Consider the following 16,883-nt stretch of genomic DNA (forward strand, 5'->3'; position numbering starts at 1 on the left):
CGATGCACCCAATCGACGATCCGTTCGGCAGCCCTCCGCCTGGCACCGGCTCCACCAACAACGCAGGCGGCGGTCGCCCCGATGACCGCACCATGATCATGCCGCGCCCCGGTGGACGTGCGCCCGACCCGGCCGCCGCTGGCCGCCCGACGCCACCGCCAGCACAACCTGCCGGCCCCATGGCCAGCGCGCCGTTGCCTACCACGCGTGGTCAGGGGTTGAATCCGCTGGAGCAGGCAGCCGGGCCGCTGCTGGCCTTGCTCACCCGCTTGCGCAACACCATCGCCCACCCGGCGCCGGCCAGCTTGCGCGCGCAAATACTCGGGCACTTGCGTCAATTCGAAGAACAAGTGCGCCAGGCCGGCGTGCCGCAGGATGAAATGATGCTGGCCCGCTACGTGCTGTGCACTGCCCTCGACGAAGCCGTGCTCAGCACGCCGTGGGGCAGCAGCAGCGAATGGGGCAAACAGAGCCTGCTGATCACCCTGCACAACGAAGCCTGGGGCGGCGAAAAAGTCTTCCAACTGTTGGATCACTGCCTGCAAAACGCCCACCAGCGCCTGCATTTATTGGAGCTGTTGTACCTGTGCATGAGCCTCGGTTTCGAGGGCCGTTACCGGGTGATGAACGACGGCCGCAGCCAACTCGAAGCCTTGCGGGAACGCACCGCCGCCACCATTCGTTCGGTACGCGGTGAGCGCGACCGCGAGCTGTCGCCGCACTGGCGCGGCTTGAGCGTGGTGCGTGACCGTCTTTCGCAATACCTGCCGCCGTGGGTCGGCATTGCCATCGGTTTGGCGCTGTTGCTGCTGCTGGTATTCGGCCTGCGCATGAAGCTGGCCGCCGACGCCGAACCGGTGTTCAAAAAGATTCATGCCCTGGGCGAAATTCCGGTGCAGGCCATCGACCGTCCGCCCATGCAGCCGAAAATCATCGAGCGTCCGCGCCTGGCCGGCTTCCTCGCCGAGGACATCAAAGCCCAGCGTGTGGCCGTGGAAGACGCGGTGGACCGCTCGGTGGTGACCATTCGTGGCGACGAGCTGTTCAGCTCTGGCAGCGCCAGTATCGACAGCGACCTGCAACCGCTGCTGATGCGCATCGCCGACGCGGTGCAGAAAGTCAAAGGCAACGTGCTGGTCACCGGCCACAGCGACAACCGCCCCATTGCCACCCTGCGCTTTCCGTCGAACTGGAAACTGTCGCAGGCACGGGCTCAGGAAGTGGCGGGCATTCTCGCGGCGAAAACCGGCGACAGCACGCGCTTCCGGGCCGAGGGCCGCAGTGACACCGAGCCGGTGGCCTCCAATGCCACCAACGAAGGCCGCGCGCGCAACCGCCGGGTCGAAATTACGGTATTTGCGGAGGGCGTCGAGTGAAGTCGTTTTTCAACTTTTTCGCCCGCTGGGTCATGCCGGTGCTGGGCCTGATTGCCCTCAGCCTGATCATCTGGTTTGTCGGCCCGTTGCTGCGCATTGGCGAGCACGAACCGTTGGCTTCGGCCACCAGCCGCTGGGTGCTGATTGCCCTGCTGTTTCTGATCTGGATCGGCTACCGCGTCGCCCGCATTCTGCAAGCCCGGCGCAACGCCGCCAAGGTGATGAGCGGCCTGGCCGCCGTCAGCGCGCCGGACGCCGCCAGCGTGGCGACCGCCGAAGAACTGGCGACCCTCAAGCAGCGCATGGACGAAGCCCTGGCGTTGCTCAAGCGCGCCAAGCTCGGCGGCGATGAGCGCCGCAGCCTGTACGAGCTGCCGTGGTACGTCATCATCGGCCCGCCCGGCTCAGGCAAAACCACGGCACTGATGAACTCGGGGCTGAACTTCCCGCTCGCCGGCGAACTGGGCAGCGGCGCCATTCGTGGCGTGGGCGGCACGCGCAACTGCGACTGGTGGTTTACCGACGAAGCCGTGCTGCTCGACACGGCCGGCCGCTACACCACCCAAGACAGCCACGCAGCGGTCGACAAAGCGGCCTGGTTGGGCTTTCTCGACTTGCTGAAAACCCAGCGTAAACGTCGGCCTATCGATGGCGCGTTTATCGCCATCAGCCTCTCGGATTTGCTGCTGGGCACCGAGGCCGAACGCCTGGCCCACGCCCGCGCCATTCGCGCGCGTATTCAAGAGCTGTATACGCAGCTCGGCGTGCGCTTCCCGATTTACGTGATGCTCACCAAGCTCGACCTGGTGCCGGGCTTTATGGAGTTTTTCGACAACCTGAGCAAAGAGGATCGCGCGCAGGTGTGGGGCATGACCTTTGCCCTGGACGATGGCAAGAACACCGACGGGCCGCTGGCGGTATTTGCCAGCGAATTTGCCGGCCTCGAACAGCGCCTGAACGAAGGCCTGGTGGAGCGCCTGCAAACCGAACGCGACCCGGCGCGCCGTGATTTGATTTACGGCTTCCCGCAGCAAGTGTCGGCGCTGAAAGACAACCTCAGCAGCTTCCTCGAAGGCGTATTCAAGCCCACCACTTTTGAAGAGCGCGTGCTGCTGCGCGGCGTGTACCTCACCAGCGGTACGCAAGAAGGCACGCCGATTGATCGGCTGATCGGCTCCATGGCGCAGTCGATGAACCTCGACCGCCAGCACCTGGCGCGGCAGAACGGCACCGGGCGCAGCTACTTTATCGAGCGTCTGTTCCGCACCGTGGCCTTTGGTGAGCGCGGCTTGGTTGGCGCCGACGCCAAGGTCGAGCGCCGACGCAAATGGCTGGCGCGCGGCGCCCTGGCCGCCACCGTGCTCGTAGTGTTGGTGGTGGCCGGCGTGTGGTTTGCCAGTTACCGGGCTAACCAGGCCTATATCGCCGCCGTGGAACAGCGCGTGCAGCCGTTGCCCGCAGCGCTGGAAAGCCTGAGCCCGGCGCAGCGTGACGTGCTGGCGGTGCTGCCGCTGCTTAACGCGATCAAGAACGTGGCCGGCGATCCGCCCGGTTGGGCTGAGGGTTATGGCCTGTACCAAGGCGACATGCTCGGCGAGGAATCGGCCAGCGTGTACCGCAAGTTGCTGATCGCCGTGTTCGCGCCGCGTCTGGTCACCCGTATGGAAGAACAGCTGCGCTCCGGCGGCAGTTCCGACTTCCTATACGAAGGCCTCAAGGCCTACTTGATGCTCGGCAGCCCGGACCATTACGACGCCGACTTCATCAAAGCCTGGATTGCTCTGGACTGGGACCGCGCCCTGCCCCGCGACCTGGCGCCCGAGCAGCGCCAAGCCTTGCACGAGCACCTGGACGCCCTGCTGGAGCGGCGGCCGCCGAGTGCGCGCCTGGACGAAAACCTGGTGGAAGACCTGCGCCGGCAACTGCAACGCCTGCCGGTGGCGCAGCGCGTATACGACCGGGTGAAACGGCAAAAACTGCCGCAAGGTTTGCCAGACTTCCGCATCAGTGAAGCAGCCGGTCGCGATGCGCCGCTGGTGTTCACGCGCAAAAGTGGCAAGCCATTGAGCGAGCCGTTAAGCGGCTTCTTCACCTACCGGGGCTACCGCGAAGTGTTCCTCACCGCCAGCCTCAGCCAGGCCGGCACCATCGCCGAAGAACAGTGGGTGCTGGGGCGCACGCTGGACGACGTGCAAGGCGTCGCCGGTTTGGCCTCCGACGTGCGCAAGCTGTATTTCGAAGACTACCTGCGCCAATGGGAAGGCTTGCTCGGCGACATCGACGTGGTGCCGATCAGCAACGTGGCCCAGGCCGCCGATGTGCTACGCGTGCTCTCTGGGCCGAACTCACCGTTCAAAAAACTGCTGGTGGCGGTGGCCAAGGAAACCGACCTGCAACAGGCCGACCGTTTGCTCGCCGAACAAGGCAAGAAAGTTGACGGCACGGTGGACAAGCTCAAGCAGCAACTGGGTTCCCTGGTCGGCGAAGAACAAGCCACGCAAAGCGAAGCGCCGGCTGAAACCGACCCCATCAGCGCGCGCTTTGCCGAGCTCAATAGCCTGGTCGCCACCACCGGCAACGAGCCGCCGCCCATCGACACCTTGCTGGCCGATATGAACGCCTTGTACGTACAAGTCAGCGGCATGGTCGGCGCCAGTGGCGAGGCTTTGCTCGGTGAGTCGAAAAACCAGGTGGCCGCTGCCGCCTCGCGTGTGGCGCTGACCGCTGAGCGTCAGCCGCCCGTGGTGCAAGGGCTGGTGAAGTCGGTGGTCAACTCCACCACCAACAGCATGATGGGTGGCGTGCGCAACCAACTGAACGGCGCGTGGGTCAGCGAAGTGGTGAGCGTGTACCGCCAGTCCATCGCCGACCGTTATCCCATCAACCCCAGCAGCAGCCGCGACGTGACCCTGGAAGACTTCGGTCTGTTCTTCGGCACGGGCGGGGTGATGGACAACTACTTCCGCAAGTACTTGCAGCCCTACGTCGACACCTCCGCCGCCACCTGGCGCTGGCAGCCGGGCGCCGCGCAGAAGCTCGGTATCAACCCCAACGTGCTGGGTACTTTCCAGCGCGCGGCGGCGATTCGCGATGCGTTTTTCCGCGCAGGCGGCACGCAACCGGCGGTGCGTTTCGAACTCAAGCCGGTGGCCATGGACGCCAGCATCGAGCAGTTCTTGCTCGACCTCGACGGCCAACAAATGACCTACGACCACGGCCCGAGCCGGCCCGTGGCGATGCAATGGCCAAGCCCCAACAGCACCGGCGGTGTGCGCGTGTCGATTCTGCCGCCACCCACCGGCGGTCGTTCCGGGCTGACGCTGGATGGCCCGTGGGCCTGGTTCCGCCTGCTGGAACAATCGGAACTGGAACGCGGCAACGCGCCAGACCGCTTCACCCTGCGCCTGCACGTGGACGGTGCGAGCATCTCGTGCGAACTGCGCGCCAGCAGCGCCTTCAACCCGTTCAAGAGCCGCGTGCTGTCGGGTTTCAGCTTGCCGGAGCGGCTGTAAATGAGCGCTGGGTTTTACGGCAAGCTGGCCGCCCGTGGCGACTTTCTCAGTCGCGACCTGCCGCCCGCCTTTATCGAAGCCTGGGATGCCTGGCTGGCTGCCGGCATGGCCGCCAGTCAACGTGAGCTGGGCGATGCCTGGCTGGATGCCTATCTGGTCAGCCCGCTGTGGCGGTTCGCCGTGCCGGCCAACCTGCTCGGCAGCCAGCCGGTGGCAGGCGTGATGATGCCGAGCATCGACCGCGTCGGCCGTTATTTCCCGCTGACCATCGCTTGCCTGCTGCCAGTCGATGCCGACATCGCCAGCGTGGTCGGTGGCGACGAGCAATGGTTTGATCGCGCCGAAGCCTTGCTGCTTTCGACCCTGGAACCGGACGCCGACGTTGAGCTTTTCGAGCAGGCCGTCAGCGCCCTGGGTGAGCCTGCGGTGGCGCCTCGCGCCCATGTCGGCGGGCTGGGCAGTTTGTTGCGCAGCGACGTCACCACACCCCACGCGCGCTTGGCGCTGTTGGCTCAACTGAGCTGCGAAGGCTTCAGTTGCTGGTGGGGCCACGGTTCCGATCAGGTCGCGGCCGGGCTGTTGCGCTGCCACGGCTTGCCGGCGCTGGAAGATTTTGCCCGCTTGCTAATGGGCGAGCGGCGCAGCGTGCTGAGGGATTCGCCATGATTACGGCGTATGAAGCGGCGAGTTACAGCCACGTCGGCATGGTGCGCCAGGTGAACGAAGACGCCTGCCTGGAACTGACCGAGCGCGGGTTGTGGGTGGTCGCCGATGGCATGGGCGGCCACGCGGCGGGTGACTACGTGAGCAACTTGATCATCGACACGCTGCGCCAGATTCCCGCGCCTCAGGAATTGGCCGAGTACGTCGCCGCCCTGCGCGCGGCACTGGCGCAGGTAAACGAACAAGTGCTGCAAGAAACCGCGCGCCGCGGCGTGAGCATGATGGGCAGCACCGTGGTGCTGTTGGCCACGCGTGGCGAGCAGGCCGCGTGCCTGTGGGCCGGCGACAGCCGCCTGTACCGCCTGCGCGACGGCCAACTGGAAATGATTTCCCGCGACCACAGCTACGTGCAAGACCTGATCGACAACGCCATGCTCAGCGAAGAAGAAGCCCGCGTGCACCCCCGCGCCAACGTCGTCACCCGCGCCGTGGGCGTGTTTGAACAGTTGGAGCTGGCCGAAGTGAGCTTTACCGTGCAGCCCGGCGACAACTTTCTGCTGTGCAGCGACGGCCTGAACAAAACCGCCGACGACAGTGAATTGCGCGACGTACTGAGCAACGCCGAGCCCTATGCCATGGTGAGAAGTCTGGTGCACCTGGGGCTCACCCGGGGGGCGCCGGATAACATCACGGCGATTACGGTTCGGGCGTTGTGAAAGGACCAGAAGAGCATCGCGGCTAAAGCGGAATGCCGCCCAGCCGATCCCACGGGAACTCCACAACCTGTAGGAGCGGCTTCAGCCGCGATGCTTTTGAACAAACAAATAGCCGCCTCATAAGAGCAGTAAAGGCATGCAAATCGAGATACCTGGATACGACATCGAACGCGGCCTTGGCGAAGGCGCCATGGCCACGGTTTATCTGGCCACGCAGCGCTCGTTGCAACGCAAGGTGGCGCTCAAGGTGATGGCCAGTGCGCTGGCGGCCGACCCGAGTTTTTGCGAACGCTTTCTGCGCGAGGGCCGCATGTTGGCGCGCCTGTCGCAGCCCAACACCGTGACCATTTTCGACATCGGCAACGCCGGGCCCTGGTACTACATGGCCATGGAATACCTGGCCAACGGCACGCTGAAAGAGCGCATCGAAGAAGGCCTGAGCCCGGAACAGGGCTTGTCGATTCTGCGTCAAGTGGCCTCGGCGCTCGGCTACGCGCACTCGCAAGGGCTGGTGCACCGCGATGTAAAACCGGCCAACATTCTGTTCCGCGCCGACGGCACGGCGGTGTTGTCGGACTTCGGCATCGCCAAGTCGATTGAAGAAAGCACGCAGTTCACCCAGGTCGGTTTTGCCATCGGCACGCCCAGCTACATGAGCCCCGAGCAGGCGCGTGGTTTGCCCATTGATGGCCGCACCGACCTCTACGCCCTCGGCGTGGTGCTTTACGAAATTCTGACCGGCAAGCTGCCCTATGTCGGCACCGACTCACTGTCCACCGCCCTCGCCCACCTGACCGAACCGTTGCCGGAACTGCCGATCAACCACGGCCGTTATCAGGACATTTTGCGCAAGCTGCTGGCCAAGAACCCGGACGAGCGCTTCCCCACCGCCGGGGCGTTTATCGCCGCGCTGGATCACCTGGCGCCCAGCGCCATGGAAAGCACACAGATTCGCCCGCTGAACCTGCCGCCGACACCGCGCAGCGAAGAAGCGCCGACCGCCGCCACGCCGGTAATTACCGCCGACACCGGTGGCCTGACGCCGATGTCCATCGACATGCCGCCACTGCAAGCCACCGATGCCGGCGCCACCTTGCCGCCGCCCGCGCCCACCTACACGCCGCCCATCGAGAAGAAACGCTCGGGCAACAAAGTGCCGTTGATTGCCGGCGCCGGGTTGGGCTTGCTGCTGATTCTGGGCGGTAGCGGTTACTTCCTGCTGAGCGGTTCGCCGAAAGCCGACAAGCCGCCAGTTGCTCAGGTGCAGCCCGAGAAGAAACCGGCGCAGCCGCCTGCTTCGACCACGACGGCATCAACCACTACCGCCAGCGTCGCGCCAGCCGCCAATCAGGACGGCGGCGACAAACCGCTGCTGATGGCCGGTAAGAAAACCCTGTTCCAACGCGTGCTGAGCAAACCCGGCGCGCAATTGGCCCAAGAAGCCGGCGGCAAAGCCGGCAGCACGGCGCTGCCGGCGTTTTCGGTGCTGTACGTGTATGCCCGCCAGCAGGTCGGCGGCGAGCCCTGGGTAAAAGTTGGCGCCTCCAGCGATGGCCGCAGCGAAGGCTGGTTGCCCGCCGCGCAGGTGAGCGACTGGAAGCAGAGCCTGGTGCTGAAATTCACCGAGCGCTCGGGCCGTGGTCCGGTAATTTTCCTGCGCAAGGCCGACGACGTGGAACGCCTGTTGGCCGACACCACCGCCGCACGCAACGAAGTGACCAAAGCGCAGCGCGACGACGGTTCCAGCCAGAACGTGCTGGCCATCGAGCCGCAAGACATGGCCATCGCCCAGGACCAGTTCTACCTGCTGCCGATTTTCGAGTCGCGCGAAAGCTTCGACGCCGACGGCCAGCCGGCGCAGTTGCTTAACGTGGCCTCCATCGACCCGGGCAACACGCCGCAGCTCAATGGCGCCGGCGCCAAGCTTGCCAGCAAGCCGGACGCCTTCCGCACCGGCATCGTGCTGGTGGTGGACACCTCGGTGTCGATGCAGCCGTATATCGACCAGGTCAACGACGTGGTCAAAGGCCTGCAAGAACAGATCGGCGCCCGTGGCGAGCTGGATAAAGTCAGCTTTGGCATGGTCGGTTTCCGCAACAACATCGACAAAACCCCGGGCCTGGAATACGTCAGCAAAACCCTGGTGCCGTTGCAGCAAGACAACGACCCGCAGCGCTTTATCGAGCTGGCGCGCAACGTCAAAGCCACCACCGTATCGAGCCATTCGTTCAACGAAGACGCCTTTGCCGGCGTGATGGACGCGGTCGACAACATGGACTGGTCGCCCTATGCCGGTCGCGTGATTTTGCTAGTCACCGACGCCGGCGCCCTGCGCAAAAACGATCCGCTGGGCCGCACACAAATGAACGAAGCCCAGGTGCGCGAAGCGGCGCTGCGCAAGCAGATCAAAATCTATGCCCTGCACTTGCGCACCCCGGCTGGCAAAAACAACCACGGCTACGCCGAGCAGCAGTACCGCAGCCTCACCGCCGACGCCAACCCGAAAATCGGCGACCTGTACATTTCCGTGGCTGGCGGAGATGTCGGCAAGTTCGGCAACACGGTCAATGAAATCGGTTCGGTGTTCGCCGACCTGGTGCACAACGCCGGCCAGCAAAAAGCCCAACCGGCGCCGCAGCTGCAAAGCGGCCTGAGCCTGGCGGCGAAAACCGCCGCCATCGGCTACGCCATGCACATGGACTTCCTCGGCCAGCGCGGCGCCGCCCACGCGCCGCAACTGGTGACCGCCTGGACCGCCGACCGCGACCTGACCAACCCGGCGCTACCGGCATTTCAGGTGTGCGTGCTGCTGAGCAAAATGCAACTCAATGACCTCCAGCAATCGCTGAAACTGATCGTCGACGCGGCGCGCCGCACCCAGAGTTCGTCGAAAGACTTCTTCGAAGAAATCGCCACGGCCAGCGCCTACATGAGCCGCGACCCGTCGAAATTGGTGAAGGGCAGCAACCTGGCCCAAAGCGGCATTCTGGGCGAGTACCTGGAAGGCCTGCCGTACCGCAGCAAATCGCTGAACATGACCCAGGAGTTGTGGCTGTCGCTGAGCGTGGCCGAGCAGGAAGACTTTATCGACGAGCTGGATTCGAAAATTCGCCTGTACGAAACCTTCCACAACGACGTCGCCAACTGGGTGCGCTTCGGCGACGCCGAGCCGGGCGATGCCTTGTACCGCGTTCCACTGTCGACCCTGCCCTGATGCTGCGCCTGCGCGACATTCAGAAAACCCGTGGCGCCGGCCGCCAGCGTTACAGCCTGAACATTCCCCGGCTGGACCTGGCGGCGGGCGAGCAGATTGCCGTGGTCGGTCCCAGCGGTTGTGGCAAAAGCACGCTGCTGGATTTGCTCGCGCTGGTGCTGTCGCCGGATAACAGCGGGCAGTTTCACTTCGAGGTCGACGGCGGCCAGTTCGACATCGCGGCGCTGTGGCGCGCCCACAACCACGACGCCCTGGCACGGTTGCGCAGCAAAGCCTGCGGCTACGTATTGCAAACCGGTGGGCTGCTGGAATTTCTCGACGTGCGCGGCAATATCGAGCTGCCGCGCCGCCTGTTGAACCTGGCCGCCGACGAGCAGGTGCAGCGCCTGGCCGAGCACCTGGAAATTGCCGAGCAACTGGACAAGCGCCCGAGTCGGCTGTCGGTCGGCCAACGGCAACGGGTGAGCATCGCCCGCGCCCTTTCCCACCGGCCAAAACTGGTGCTGGCCGACGAACCCACAGCCTCCCTCGATCCGGCCAACGCGCAGCGCGTGATGCAACTGTTGGTTGAACAAGCCAGGGTTCATCGCACCTGCACCGTCATCGCCACCCACGACGAACCCCTGGCCCGCAGCGCCGGCCTGAGCGTGTTGCCGATTGAATGGCGGCGCGATGCCGACGGCGGCGTAACCGCGACACTTACGCAGGCGGGGCACTGATGCGCGTCGGCCTGCTGCTGTCACTGGCCTGGGCGGATTACCGCACCGAAGCGCGCTTGTCGTTGTGCGCGGTGTTGGCGTTGACGGCGGTAATCACGCCGCTGCTGGTGTTGTTCGGGCTCAAGTTCGGCCTGGTCACCACGCTGACCGAACGCCTGGAAAACGACCCGTCGATTCGTGAAGTCATCACCCTCGGTGGCGGTCGTTACCGCGCGGCCGATGTCGCCGAATTGAAGTTGCGCCCCGATGTAGCCTTCGCCCTGCCGCGCACCCGGCAGATTGCCGCCACCACCGATTTGTCGGTAGACGGCAGCGGCCAGTCGCTGACTGTCGAGATGATCCCCACCGCCCAGGGCGACCCACTGTTGGCTGACGTGCCGCTGCCCACCGGCGAGCAAATTGTGTTGAGCCAAAGCGCCGCCGAGAAGCTTGGTGTCGCAGCCGGCGAGCGCCTGAGCGCGCGTTTCGGGCGGCAGCAGAACGGGCAAGTGGAATCGCGGCAGATCAGCGTGACGGTGCAGGCGGTGCTGCCTTTGGCCACCTTCAACCGCGATGGGTTGTTCGCCCCGCTGAGCCTGCTGGAAGCCGCCGAAGATTACCGCGACGGCCGCGCCGTGCCCGCGTTCGACTGGCCGGGCGGCGAGCCGTCGGTGCCGGGCAGCCGCGTGTATCCGGGGCTGCGCGTGTATGCGGCGGACCTGGATGGCGTGGAAAGCTTGCGTCAGCATTTCGCCAGCCTCGGCCAGGAAGTGGCCACGCAAGCCTCAACCATTGCTCAGGTGCGCTCGCTCAGCCATAACCTCACGCTGGTGTTCTGGCTGATTGCCGCCCTGGCTGTCGGCGGTGCCTTTGCTGCCGTGGCCGCCAACACGCTGGCGGCGGTGGAGCGCAAACGCAAAGCGCTGGCCGTGTTGCGCCTGCTGGGTTTCCCGACGGCCGCGCTGGTGGGTTTTCTGCTGCTCTTGGCGCTGTACAGCGGCGCGTTTAGTCTGCTGCTGGCCGGGTTGCTGTACGCAGCAGCCGGCGCCGGGCTGAACCAGTTATTCGACACGGGCACCGGCGAGTTCGTGTGCCAGTTATTGCCCATTCATTTTGTTTTGGCGGCGCTGGCCACCCTGACCTGCAGCGCCCTGGCCGCTGCACTCGGCGGTTGGCGCGCGGCGCAGATCGAAGCTTCGGAAGGATTACGCGATGTTTAAGCGGTTCACGGCAGTAGCGGCGCTGGCCCTGGCATTGGGTCAGAACGCCTGGGCGGAAGAACCCTCGGTGGACAACCCCAAGCCGCTGCCCGACGACGTCAGCCTGCCGCTGCCATGCGGCGGCAATCTGGTGATGCGCTACGTCTACGTGCTGGCCAACGGCGCCCTGGACGACCGCGAAATCAGCCTGGGCTACCCGTTCGCTGAAGGTGAAAGCGGTTACCAGCAGTCGTTTATCTCCGGCTACCGCCGCGACTTTATCAACGGCCAGTTCACCCTCGCCGACTTGCCCGACGCCTGGCGTGAAATCCTGAAACCAGCGCTGCCGAAAAAAGAAGCCGGCACGCCGCTGTCACCCATGCTGTATTTCATCGGCAAATACGAAGTGACCGCCCGCCAGTACGCCGCGGTCATGGACCAAGCCGCCTCGTTGGCCGGCCAAGGCGAACCGCCGGCCTGCCCGGAACCGGCCACCGGCGCAGCGGCGCGCTTGCCGAAAGTGAAGGTGTCGCACTTCGACGCCGAGCGTTTCGCCGCCGTGTACACCGCCTGGCTGATGAAAAACCACCGCGACCTGCTGCCCGTTAGCGGCCGCACCGCCAAAGCCGAAGACGGCGGCCTGAGCTTTGTGCGCCTGCCCTCCGAAGCCGAATGGGAATTCGCCGCCCGGGGCGCGCAAGCCGTGAGCCGCCAGGAACTGGAAGGCCGCTTGTTCCCACGCAAAGTCGAAGGCAGCGATCAGGAAGGGCCGCTCGGCGACTGGGCCGTCTACAACCAGGTGGCAGGCGGCAGCGGTCAGGCCGCGCGCTTGCTGCCCATCGGCACCAAACTGCCCAACCCCATCGGCCTGTACGACGTAATCGGCAACGCCGCGGAAATGGTTCAGGAGTCGTTCCAATTGGTGCACGCCGGTCGCCGCCAAGGCACCTACGGAGGCTTCGTGGTGAAAGGCGGCAACTACCTGGAAGGCGAAACCACGCTGTTCACCGGCATGCGCCGCGAGTACCCGCTGTTCGCCGCCGACGGCACCGAGCAAGCCAACGAAACCACCGGTTTCCGCGTCGCCCTGGGCGCCCTCTCCGCCCCGCGTTCGCGCTACAAAGAGCTGCTTACGCAATGGCAAAAAGAAGGCCGCCTGGCCTCGCTCACCGACGCCATCGACGACACCGCCGACCCAACCAAAAGCCTCGACAGCCTGATCGCCGCCAGCACCGACCCGGCGCTGCAAGCTCAGCTCGGATTAATTAACGAAGAATTGAAACGCAACGTCTCGCTGATTGCCCAACAGCGAGAAGAAGCAGCCGGCAACCTGATTCAGTCGGCGGCATTGGTGGCTGAAACCATCAACAACTACAACATTCGCCTGACCAACCTGAAAAAAAGTCAGGAACAAGCAAAGGCAAATAAGGACGAAGCCTCAGCTAAGCTGTTTGCCACCGCGATGGCTAACGGGCGAAGCGCACTGGATGGCGCCGTACAGATTTACATCGACAACCTGGCCACCGGCACCCGCTACACCGATGCCGTGATCCAGGCGCAGCTGCAACGCATAAAAGAAGAGCTCAACCGCAAACCAGTGCTCGGCAAGAGCCTGGTCAAACGTGCCACGCTCTTCGTTACGCATGTAGGAAAGTATCGCCAGGAAAAGCGTGCCGATCCGGCGGCGATTCTGGAGCAGTTGCTCGCGAACGGCGAGCGTTAAGGAAGCGTTTGCGGCCGGGCTCACCGGGCCGCGAAACACACAACACCAAGAACGGGAAAAAACCATGAAGCAGGCAAGCATCAACAAAACACTCAACACGTCGGCACGTATGGCGGTGTCCTTTCTGGCCGCCAGCTGCATCTTCATCAGCGGTTGCGCCAGCACCGGCCCCACCTCGAAAGTAGCGGCCACCACCACCGCCCAGTACTACCCAGCATGCTACGAACCGGTATCGCACCTGCGCGGCACCGAAGACGCGGTGAAAAACTCGGCCGTGACCGGCGCCATTGCCGGTGGCCTGATCGGCGGCCTGGCCGGCGGTTTGTCGGGTGACGACCACGCCGCACGCAACGCCCTGATCGGCGCAGCCGGCGGCGCCCTGGTCGGCGGCGCGGCGGGTTACTACGTCGAGAAGCAAAAACAGATCACCGACGACAACCAGCGCATTGGCTCCTACGCCACCGACATCGACCGCAGCACCGGCGAAATCGACCGCAGCGTCGGCTACGCCAAAGCCGCCCAAGCCTGCTACCAGCGCGAATTCGCCAGCCTGCGCGATGCCCGTAAAGCCAAGAAAATCAGCGAAGCCGACGGCCGCGCCCACCTGGCCGAAATCGTCAGCGGCCTGAAAGAAACCAACGCCCTGCTCGCCGCCGCTGACGGCCGCACCGGCGAAGACCTCGACGCCTACACCCAAGCCTACGAAAAAGACCTGCAAGCCGTTGGCGTGCAGCGCGACACCGTAGCCAAAGTGGCCGAGGCCGACGCTGGCAAGAAAGTGACCGTCACCAAAGCCCAACGCGCCAAAGTACCGACCCAGGCCGTCGCCACCGAGAAAGCCGCGCAAAAAGCGCAAACCTCGCGCACCGAAAGCCAGAAAGTCGCCACCCAAGGCAAAACCATGATCAACGACGTGTGCAACAACCCGGATATGGGTGACTGGGCACCGGAGAGCTGCGCCAAGGCGTAACGCGCTGCTGGTCTGAGCGAGCGGCGCCACTGCGGTCCTTTATGGGGCACGGTGGCGCCGCTTTTTTTTGCCCGTTCAAAGCGTGTCTATAGGGAAACCGCCCGTTATCGGCCGCCATACACCTGTCGCATCACCTATGCGACAATGCGCGCCCTGTTTGGCATGAACCCCGCATCAAACGCCCGCCAGCGCCGCCCGATTGGGCACACGCTGCGTTGATTTCATGCCCGCCGGACCCATTTACGCTCCGCCTGGAGCGGACAGGAAACGCTGAATATCGGTCTCCAATCGGTATCAGGCAACTCCTGACACCATTACGTTATTGATAGGTAAGCCCTTTGATTTCCACCGCTAACATCACCATGCAGTTCGGCGCCAAGCCGCTGTTCGAAAACGTTTCCGTGAAATTCGGCAACGGCAACCGGTACGGCCTGATTGGTGCGAACGGCTGTGGCAAGTCGACCTTCATGAAGATACTCGGTGGCGATCTGGAGCCGTCCGGCGGCCAGGTGATGCTGGAGCCGAATGTGCGCTTGGGTAAGCTGCGTCAGGATCAGTTCGCGTACGAGCAGTTCACGGTGATCGACACCGTGATCATGGGCCACGAGGAATTGTGGAAGGTTAAGGCCGAGCGCGATCGCATTTATTCGCTGCCGGAGATGAGCGAAGAAGACGGTATGGCTGTGGCCGAGCTGGAAACCGAGTTCGCGGAAATGGACGGCTACACGGCCGAATCCCGTGCTGGTGAGTTGTTGCTGGGGCTGGGCATTCCGTTGGAGCAGCATTTCGGCCCGATGACTGAAGTGGCGCCAGGCTGGAAGCTGCGGGTGTTGCTGGCGCAGGCGCTGTTTTCCGATCCGGAAGTGTTGCTGCTCGACGAGCCAACCAACCACCTGGATATCAACACCATCCGCTGGCTGGAAAACATTCTCACGGCGCGTAACAGCACCATGATCATCATTTCCCACGACCGTCACTTCCTGAACAGCGTGTGCACGCACATGGCTGACCTGGATTACGGCGAGCTGCGTCTGTTCCCGGGCAACTACGACGAGTACATGACGGCTGCCACGCAGTCGCGCGAGCAGTTGCTGGCCGATAACGCTAAGAAGAAGGCGCAGATTAACGAGCTGCAAAGCTTCGTCAGCCGCTTCTCGGCCAACGCCTCGAAAGCCAAGCAGGCGACGTCGCGTGCCAAGCAGATCGATAAAATTCAGTTGGCCGAGGTCAAGCCGTCCAGCCGTGTGAGCCCGTTTATTCGTTTCGAGCAAACCAAGAAGCTGCACCGCAATGCGGTGATGGTCGAGAACATGGCCAAAGGTTTCGACGGCAAGCCGCTGTTCAAGAACTTCAGCTTCCAGGTTGAAGCCGGCGAGCGCGTAGCGATCATTGGCCCGAACGGTATCGGCAAAACCACCCTGCTGCGCACGTTGGTGGGCGAGCTGACGCCGGATTCCGGCAACGTGAAATGGACCGACAGCGCCGAGCTTGGCTACTACGCCCAGGACCATGCCCACGATTTTGAAGACGACGTGAGCCTGTTCGACTGGATGGGCCAGTGGACCCAGGGCGAGCAGATGATTCGTGGAACCTTGGGCCGCATGCTGTTTTCCAACGACGAGATTTTGAAGTCGGTGAAGGTCATTTCCGGGGGTGAGCAAGGCCGTATGTTGTTCGGCAAGCTGATCTTGCAAAAGCCGAACGTGTTGGTGATGGACGAACCGACCAACCACTTGGACATGGAATCCATCGAAGCGCTGAACCTGGCGCTGGAGAACTATCCGGGTACGCTGATTTTCGTGAGCCACGACCGGGAGTTTGTGTCGTCGTTGGCGACGCGGATTATTGAGTTGTCGGCCAGCGGGGTGGTGGATTTTAGCGGCACTTATGACGATTACCTGCGTAGTCAGGGTGTAGTGATTTAAGACTGCTGTTGTGTGGGAAGAGCCCGTCTTTATGGCGGGCTTTTTTGTGGGGGGTTGTTGCGTTTTCGATGGGTGCGGGGCTTGGGATTCTGGATCCAGAATTGAGAGTCGGTCGACTTTGTTCCGTCACATCCGAAACACTGGATCCCCGCGTGCGCGAGGATGACGGTGCGGGCTGGGCGTTATCCATTTTCCCGCTACGAACTTCCGTCATCCTCGCGCAGGCGGCGGTCCGACGATTCGGAATCCAGAATTTCCAGTCGGCCGATATTTTGCGTCACCTCCAAAACTCTGGATTCCCGCCTGCGCGGGAATGACGGTGCGAGCTGGAGGTTTTCCGTTCTCCAGCCCCAAAAACGGCGTACCCCCCCCGCCTACCACACGACAACTTCAAATTTGCGACCTTTTTCATCATTTCAGCGACCTTATTGTGACTCAAGGGTCAGCTCCCGCCATCAACACTCCTGAAGGCCCCAGTAGCGAAGACTCGCTCCAGCGGCCGCTTACTGTTGGGACCCATCGGAGAAACGACCCCATGACTACCCCGCTCCGTGTTAACGAAGCTTTGTTGATTGCTCACCGCGCTTTTCAGCCTTTTCAATGTGTTGCCTGGGCGCCGCAAGATGGCACCGGTGAGTTGAATTTTTCTGTCATCGACCGCACCAACACCCGCCTGCTCGGCCGTACTCAAGTGGCCAGCAGCGCGTTTACCGATCCAACCCAACTCGAGCGTTTGCTGAAGCAGTCACGCGATGAGTTGAACAAACAAGGTTACGACCTTGAGCCTTGGCAGATGACCGCTTAAGGCTCCATGCAACACCCCCTACGGGCAGCCTTCGAGCTGCCCGTAGTCGTTTTCGGGGGACGTAAACCGTGAGCAAAAAAAG

11 protein-coding genes are annotated in these 16,883 nt (G+C 63.4%); all 11 read left to right on the top strand.

The features are described from left to right. The first annotated feature begins 2 nt into the window (after positions 1-2). The 11 genes from ACZZ0Q_RS12170 (at position 3) to ACZZ0Q_RS12220 (ending at position 16,801) form a co-directional block, all read left to right on the top strand. Entirely contained in the window at positions 3-1,376 is a 1,374-nt protein-coding gene (locus ACZZ0Q_RS12170) for a DotU family type VI secretion system protein (RefSeq protein WP_463542146.1), read from the top strand. Continuing rightward, a complete protein-coding gene (gene tssM / locus ACZZ0Q_RS12175; RefSeq protein WP_463560610.1) occupies positions 1,373-4,888 on the top strand; it encodes a type VI secretion system membrane subunit TssM in 3,516 nt (1,171 codons plus the stop codon). Before ACZZ0Q_RS12170 ends, tssM begins: the two co-directional genes overlap by 4 nt. Next, the gene (gene tagF, locus ACZZ0Q_RS12180) at positions 4,889-5,554 is read left to right on the top strand and encodes a type VI secretion system-associated protein TagF (protein ID WP_463542145.1); all 666 of its coding nucleotides are present in this window, start codon (positions 4,889-4,891) and stop codon (positions 5,552-5,554) included. It begins immediately after the preceding gene. Continuing rightward, the gene (locus ACZZ0Q_RS12185; RefSeq protein WP_463560612.1) at positions 5,551-6,267 is read left to right on the top strand and encodes a PP2C family protein-serine/threonine phosphatase; all 717 of its coding nucleotides are present in this window, start codon (positions 5,551-5,553) and stop codon (positions 6,265-6,267) included. The genes tagF and ACZZ0Q_RS12185 overlap by 4 nt, the downstream gene beginning before the upstream one ends. 136 nt (positions 6,268-6,403) lie before the next feature. Then, positions 6,404-9,481: a serine/threonine-protein kinase gene (locus tag ACZZ0Q_RS12190; protein ID WP_463542144.1), complete on the top strand. Its 3,078-nt coding sequence runs from the start codon at positions 6,404-6,406 to the stop codon at positions 9,479-9,481. After that, a complete protein-coding gene (locus tag ACZZ0Q_RS12195) occupies positions 9,481-10,200 on the top strand; it encodes an ABC transporter ATP-binding protein (protein WP_463382631.1) in 720 nt (239 codons plus the stop codon). The genes ACZZ0Q_RS12190 and ACZZ0Q_RS12195 overlap by 1 nt, the downstream gene beginning before the upstream one ends. After that, the gene (locus tag ACZZ0Q_RS12200) at positions 10,200-11,399 is read left to right on the top strand and encodes an FtsX-like permease family protein (protein ID WP_463542143.1); all 1,200 of its coding nucleotides are present in this window, start codon (positions 10,200-10,202) and stop codon (positions 11,397-11,399) included. Before ACZZ0Q_RS12195 ends, ACZZ0Q_RS12200 begins: the two co-directional genes overlap by 1 nt. After that, positions 11,392-13,101, top strand: a complete 1,710-nt coding sequence (locus ACZZ0Q_RS12205; RefSeq protein ID WP_463560614.1) for a formylglycine-generating enzyme family protein — start codon at positions 11,392-11,394, stop codon at positions 13,099-13,101. Before ACZZ0Q_RS12200 ends, ACZZ0Q_RS12205 begins: the two co-directional genes overlap by 8 nt. Before the next feature lie 64 nt (positions 13,102-13,165). Beyond that, positions 13,166-14,071: a type VI secretion system-associated lipoprotein TagQ gene (gene tagQ / locus ACZZ0Q_RS12210; RefSeq protein ID WP_463542142.1), complete on the top strand. Its 906-nt coding sequence runs from the start codon at positions 13,166-13,168 to the stop codon at positions 14,069-14,071. 338 nt (positions 14,072-14,409) lie between these two features. Next, positions 14,410-15,996: an ABC-F family ATPase gene (locus tag ACZZ0Q_RS12215; RefSeq protein WP_463542141.1), complete on the top strand. Its 1,587-nt coding sequence runs from the start codon at positions 14,410-14,412 to the stop codon at positions 15,994-15,996. A gap of 535 nt (positions 15,997-16,531) precedes the next feature. Further along, the gene (locus ACZZ0Q_RS12220; RefSeq protein ID WP_463542140.1) at positions 16,532-16,801 is read left to right on the top strand and encodes a hypothetical protein; all 270 of its coding nucleotides are present in this window, start codon (positions 16,532-16,534) and stop codon (positions 16,799-16,801) included. The last annotated feature ends 82 nt before the right edge of the window (positions 16,802-16,883 follow it).

This window comes from Pseudomonas sp. AC070 (genome assembly GCF_979258635.1).